The following is a 6,521-nucleotide window of genomic DNA, read 5'->3' as shown; positions in this document are numbered from 1 at the left end:
AGAAGCCATGAATATATCTACAATAATTTGGTCCAAAATTTCATTCACTAACCCAGGCTCTGCCGCACTTTGGGTTTGCTGGTCACTGTTGTAATCTTGATAAAAAGAAAACGATCTTTCAAAGTTTTGCGTCTCATCATACGTATTGATATACTTGACCTTTATAGTAATTGTCAAGCGTTGCATTCTAGAAGCTCCTGTGGTATTTCCCACACTTGCTTCAGGGGCAATTGGTGTATAACGAAAACCAGTAATACTACCCTCCAGTTGAAGGTCTCCATTTCCCTTTAACATGGTGAGGTTGGTGTTATTCTGAAAATAATTTCGGATTTGGTCATTAAATTTTTGTCCCAAATCGGCAGGTCCATCTCCAGAATCATTAAAAAACTGTTGAATGGAGATCGTTTGAATTTCAGGGTTTAGGTTTGCACCGGTAAAAGAGTAAACACCACAACCGCTTGTGAAGATAACCAAAAATAAAATAATTCCTAAGTTGAAAACCTTGAATTTATTTGTCATCAATTTCATATTGTTTAATTTTTCTATATAAAGTCCTTTCAGAGATCCCCAAGTCTTGAGCCGCATACTTTCTTTTATTATTATTTTTTACCAGGGCTTTAATAATAAGTTCTTTTTCCTTCTTTTCGATCGATAAGGATTCTTCCTCATCTTCTGTTTCATGAGTAATATCTTCTATGCGAGCATATTCAATATCTTCTTCTTGATTCCTTTCCTGCTCCTGTCGGTTCAATAAAAGGGGACTTTGTCCAATTTCTGGGGTTGGAGTAGTGTCCTCTGTTTCTAAGTTGTGAAAGAGATTATGATGTTCTTCTAATATTTTGTTTCCAAAGCCTTCGGATTTCAATATTTGATGCACCAACTTTTTTAACTCAGTCACATCCTTTTTCATATCAAAAAGCACTTTGTAAAGGATGTCTCTCTCATTGATTTTCTCCTCACTACCTTTTGTTGTATCAAATATGGCTGGAAGATTACTTTTCTGGCGTGGTAAATATTGCATTAAAACTTCTGGTTCAATTTCTCTATTAATCTCTAATACCGAAATCTGCTCAACCAGGTTTTTTAGCTGTCTAATATTCCCAGGAAACTCATAGTCTATTAGGACTTGTTTGGATTCCGGTGTTAGGTGGATGGCTTTTGTATGGTATTTTTCCCCGAAATCTGACGCAAATTTTCTAAATAAAAGCGCAGCATCATCTCCTCGTTCACGAAGAGGTGGTACATAAATAGGTACGGTGTTTAGCCTGTAATAAAGGTCTTCTCTGAACTTACCTTTTTCCACCGCCTTTAAAAGATCCACGTTTGTAGCGGCTACCACTCTTACATCAGTTTTTAAAACCTTGGAGGAGCCTACTTTAATAAATTCTCCATTTTCCAGTACTCTTAACAGCCGTGCCTGCGTTCCCATAGGCATTTCTCCGATTTCATCAAGGAAAATGGTGCCACCATTGGTTACTTCAAAATAACCTTTTCGGGCTTCATGTGCCCCTGTGAATGAGCCTTTTTCATGTCCAAACAACTCGGAATCAATCGTCCCCTCTGGAATAGCGCCACAATTAATAGCAATAAATTGGCCGTGTTTGCGGCGGCCCAGTTGATGAATAATTTTGGAAAAAGATTCTTTACCACTTCCACTCTCTCCACTAATTAAAACAGTCATTTCCGTAGGGGCCACCTGGGTGGCTACCTTTATGGCATGGTTTAATAAAGGAGAGTTACCAATGATATTAAATCGTTGCTTTGTACTTAAAATGTCAGTGTCTCTTACTTCCAATAGTTGAGAATTTATTTTGAATAATTGGATTTAGGTGTGGTAAAGTAATCATTAAAACAAGTTAAAAAATCAGACGTTTTTAAATACGAATGATCTAGTAGCACCTCGTTTGTACAATTTACATCCTCGCCTAAAGACTGGATGTTATATTTTTACCCTCTAAATTCTTAATTTGTAATAACCTCATGGATTTCCTTAAGAATAAACGGAGGCCAAAAGAGTTTATTTTCTTCTAAAAAACTATTGATTTCAATTGATACTAATATGGGTAATTACGAATTAAAAATTAGGAATAGCAAACTCTTTAAATCAAATGGTTTATTACGATTAAATCACTAAAATAATTTTATTAATTTAAATTGTTTTAGGTATTAATGCTTGCTAAAAATAATATTCAGTTTTTTTAATAAATTTTATAGATACCTAATTTTTAATTCGCAGTTGAATTTTGAGACCCTTTTTCAAATTAATTGGCATCAACCTCACCAATTAAGGTGGCAGGTGTACAATCTTTAATTCGGACATGAACATACTGCCCTTTCTTGAATCCCTGAGAAGGAAAAACCACCACTTTATTTGCAGAATTTCTCCCTTGAAGGTCTTTCTCCGATCGTTTAGAAACTCCTTCAATAAGGACTTTTTGTACCTTGCCTACATCAAGTTTGTTCCTTTCTAAGGAATGCGCTTGTTGTATAGCAATGATTTCGCTCAATCGTCTCTTTTTAATATTTAAAGGAATATCGTCTTCGTATTTTTTTTCTGCCAATGTTCCAGGCCTTTCTGAGTAAAAGAACATATATGAAAAATCATATTTGACATAATCCATTAAACTAAGCGTTTCTTCATGTTCTTCCTCAGTTTCTGTACAAAAGCCAGCTATCATATCGGAAGAAATACCACACTCATCCCCTAAAATTCTTCGTATGGCATCCACACGGTCAATGTACCATTCCCGATCATAGGTTCGATTCATTAATTTCAGGATTCGGCTGTTTCCACTTTGTACTGGAAGATGTATATATTTACAGATGTTTTCATATTTCTTCATGGTGTACAAAACTTCATCTGTAATATCTTTAGGATGAGAAGTAGAAAACCTCACTCTTAGATCAGGAGAAACCTGAGCAACCATTTCCAGAAGTTGGGCAAAGTTGACGATATCTGCATTTTCCGATTTCTCAATTTGAGCTTTCCCTTTAAGGGTTGTATCTGATGACCATTTATAGGAATCTACATTCTGTCCCAATAGGGTGACTTCTCGGTAGCCTTGCTCTAAAAGTTGTTTGGCCTCGGCGACGATTGATTTAGGATCCCGGCTTCTCTCTCTTCCCCTTGTAAAAGGTACAACACAAAAGGAACACATATTATCACATCCTCTCATAATAGAGATAAAGGCGGAAACACCATTAGAGTTCAAGCGTATTGGACTGATGTCGGCATAAGTTTCTTCTCTTGAAAGGAAGACATTGACAGCTTTTTGGCCTTCATCGGCAGATTCCACTAATTTAGGTAAATCTCTGTAAGCATCAGGCCCAACAACGATGTCTACAATTTTTTCTTCCTCTAAAAGCTTATCTTTTAACCTTTCGGCCATGCAGCCTAGCACTCCTACCAAAAGCTCAGGCTTTTCTGACTTCTGCTTATTGAAATCAGTCAGTCTTTTTCGAACAGTTTGTTCTGCTTTTTCTCTAATTGAGCATGTGTTAAGAAAGATAAGGTCTGCACTTTTAGCATCAGAGGTTGTGTCATATCCTTCCTTTTTCATAATGGAAGTTACAATCTCGCTATCCGAGAAATTCATTTGACACCCATAGCTTTCTATGTATAGTTTCCGTTTCTTTCCTGTGTTTTCTTCTTTCGATATTTTTATTCCACAGTTTTCCTGCTCTTCCGTTTTTTCCGAAATAATATCGATGTCGCTTATAATCTCTTTCATTGTGTCTTTCTTGCAAATATCAAGGTCCACCAAAAGGAAAAGAAATTGTTTACCCAAAGGTGAAATTCAAGCTGCAAATATAGTAAATACTCTATTAAATGACATTGTGGCAGTTGATAAATCATTGGATGTTCAACTGACTGGATTTAATTTAATTGTTGTAGTTCCTTTAGATTAGCTTTACTGTATCCAAATTGTAAGGCTATTAGATATAAAGTCATGATAAAGGTAGTAGATAGAAGCAGAAAAATGAGGGATTGTTGCTCCAATGTTATATCGGCTGAGATTGGAGTTTTTTGTAATAATCTCAAAAATTGTAAATAGACTTGGTTGCCGATTAAAATTAGAGCCAATAAGGATTGAATAAACCCACCTATAAATGCCCAGCTTTTATGTGAATTCATAAAGTGGCCAAAGAACAATGCCAAAACTCCTGTTACGCCTTCCAACAAAAGAATATTTTGAGTTTTTACTCCCATTGTCAAAAAAGAAAGAAGCGCACAGGTGATTAATAATAGGCCATAAAATGCAAAGAACATGGCTGTTTTTTGGTTTGTCATTGAATTACAAGTTTAAATTAAAATAGTTGTGATGTTTGTTACAATTGAGTGGCCAATACTTCCTGAATGGCTTTGGCTTTTAAAAGACATTCCTCATATTCTTGGTCAGGTACTGAATCGTAGGTAATGGCTCCCCCCACTTGAAAGGATAATTTTTGTCCAGTGGAATCATAAAATATGCTCCGGATTACCACATTAAAATCAAAATCTCCATCAGGGGAAATATAGCCTACTGCTCCTGAAAATAACCCTCTTCTACTGCATTCGTACTTTTCGGTTAGTTCCATTACTTTTATTTTAGGGGCGCCTGTCATGCTTCCCATAGGAAAAGCCGCCTTGATGGCGTCCACAAAATGAATATCAGGTCGTAGTTCAGCACTGATGGTTGAGATCATTTGATGGACCTGAGGGAAAGTGTAAATTCCAAAAATCTCATCTACATTTACTGTTCCGCTAATGGCACATTGTGCAAGGTCATTTCTAACCAAATCTACAATCATCATGTTTTCGGCCAATTCCTTCTCATCATTGCGGAGTTTTTGACGAAGGAATTCGTCCTCCTGCTTATTTTTTCCTCTTCTAATAGTACCCTTGATCGGTTGCGAAATTAACCTTTGATTTTCTTTTTTAAGGAATCGTTCTGGGGAGGCGCAGATCAGGTATTTATCCCTTGATTTTTGAAAGACCGAAAATGGCATAGGGGACTTATCACTAAGGAGGCGATGTACAGTAATAGGATCAATTTTACAATTAGGAGAAAAAAACTCCTGACAGAAGTTCATCTCATAGATGTCACCCTCAATGATGTGCTGTTTTATCTTATTTACCTTTTCCAGGTAGGTTCTCTTATTGATGACAGGGTTTATGTTGCCAACTGTTGGTTTACAAAGTGGTGGGAGGGGAGTACAATTGATTTCCTGAAAAATTTCTTCTGGATTTCCATAAGTACACAGCCTTATATGATCCGGTTCAAAAAAGATCAAATGTTTTGGTGTGTAAAAAAGGATGTCTTCAAATTCAATATGGCTGGGATGGCTACTTTTGAGATCCTCAATTTGATTTTTTAAGTCATATCCTAAGGAGCCTATGAGCCAGTCTTTTTTTTCATTAAAAGCGTATTTTAAGTCTTCAAAGGAATTAGAATCTTTGAAATTTATCAAAGAATCCGCCTCTGCGGCTAAAAATATTGGAAAAGGTCCGTTGGGGTAAGATATTTGGTTTCCATTAAAGAAATGAAAGTATGAAAAATGCTGGTCCGCCCAGGCCAGGGCGTGCAGCTGAAAGGTTGAAATATCTTCCGGGTAAAATTTTGCTTCTCTTCTCTCCAATGCCTTATAAACCTATATGAGCCAGCAAATATATTCTAATCTTTTTGAAGGAGAGAAATAGTAGGAGCAAAAAATAAGGGGCCTTAGTTGTGAGCCCCTTATTTTAACTGGATCTAGATTTCTATAAAGTTTCGCTAACTGCCACCAAATCAAATCCCACATTTACGGTGTTGCTGATCATTTTGTCTTTAGCAAGGTCAAGAAGATCTTCAGAATGATAGGAAATTCCATATTTTGTTCTGTCAATGGAGAATTGAGCACTTGCATGAATTTTCCCCTCTTTTTGGTGAATAGAGGCTGGAAAAGAAATGTCAGATGACTTTCCTCTTATGGTTAATTTTCCTTCAACTTGATGGGTGTAGCCTTTTTCTTTTTTTTCCCCAGAAAAAGCAGCTAAGGCCTTTTTCGTAAGCTTCTTTGTTGATACAATGGTAAATTCAGCATGAGGGAAATTTGCAACATCAAAGAAATCAGGGTTTTTTAAATGGCCTATCAATCGTTCTTTCATTCCACCTTCCAAGTCGGTTACATCAATGGTATTTAAGTCAATAATGAACTTTCCATTTGTTACCTCACCCTTTTCTACTGAAAGAGATCCGGTTTTTATATTAATGGTTCCTTCATGTCCACCACCAATTAATTTTTTACCTTCCCAATAAACTTTGCTTTGATCAACATCTACAGCGAATGATTTGGATTCGACATTTGTGCTGTTTTTTTCTAATTCCGATGAGGAAATACCAATTGTTTTACTGCTTTTTGCTTCCTGGAATACACCTGTGCCCAAAAAAAGTAATCCGGCCACCAAAACTGGAATGTAGCTTTTTTTCATAATCACTTAAAATTATAGTTTATTAATAAAATTTGTTGTTTGTTATTGCCTATTTAATTTGAAATTCAAA

The 6,521-nt window shown here is 36.1% G+C and carries 6 protein-coding genes; all 6 read right to left on the bottom strand.

Features of this window, described 5'->3' with window-relative positions; all coding sequences use genetic code 11:
* On the bottom strand, positions 1 to 519 hold a 519-nt coding region (gene lptE / locus E1171_RS10260; RefSeq protein ID WP_155205915.1), incomplete at its 3' end, for an LPS assembly lipoprotein LptE.
* Positions 509 to 1,795: a sigma-54 interaction domain-containing protein gene (locus tag E1171_RS10255; RefSeq protein WP_155205914.1), complete on the bottom strand. Its 1,287-nt coding sequence runs from the start codon at positions 1,793 to 1,795 to the stop codon at positions 509 to 511. The genes E1171_RS10255 and lptE, both read right to left, overlap by 11 nt.
* A 466-nt stretch (positions 1,796 to 2,261) precedes the next feature.
* On the bottom strand, positions 2,262 to 3,731 hold the full coding sequence (gene miaB / locus E1171_RS10250; protein ID WP_155205913.1) for a tRNA (N6-isopentenyl adenosine(37)-C2)-methylthiotransferase MiaB: 1,470 nt from the start codon (positions 3,729 to 3,731) through the stop codon (positions 2,262 to 2,264).
* Positions 3,732 to 3,877: 146 nt separating this feature from the next.
* On the bottom strand, positions 3,878 to 4,291 hold the full coding sequence (locus E1171_RS10245) for a hypothetical protein (protein WP_155205912.1): 414 nt from the start codon (positions 4,289 to 4,291) through the stop codon (positions 3,878 to 3,880).
* A 38-nt stretch (positions 4,292 to 4,329) separates the two neighbouring features.
* A complete protein-coding gene (locus E1171_RS10240; protein WP_155205911.1) occupies positions 4,330 to 5,619 on the bottom strand; it encodes an anthranilate synthase component I family protein in 1,290 nt (429 codons plus the stop codon).
* A 121-nt stretch (positions 5,620 to 5,740) separates the two neighbouring features.
* Positions 5,741 to 6,451, bottom strand: coding sequence for a YceI family protein (locus E1171_RS10235; protein WP_155205910.1), 711 nt, complete (start codon positions 6,449 to 6,451; stop codon positions 5,741 to 5,743).
* Positions 6,452 to 6,521: the final 70 nt, after the last annotated feature.

The sequence above is a fragment of the Xanthovirga aplysinae genome (genome assembly GCF_009711365.1).
Classification (GTDB): domain Bacteria; phylum Bacteroidota; class Bacteroidia; order Cytophagales; family Cyclobacteriaceae; genus Xanthovirga; species Xanthovirga aplysinae.
The sequence above is the reverse complement of the archived record's forward strand: the minus strand, read 5'-3'. Positions and strand labels throughout refer to the sequence as shown.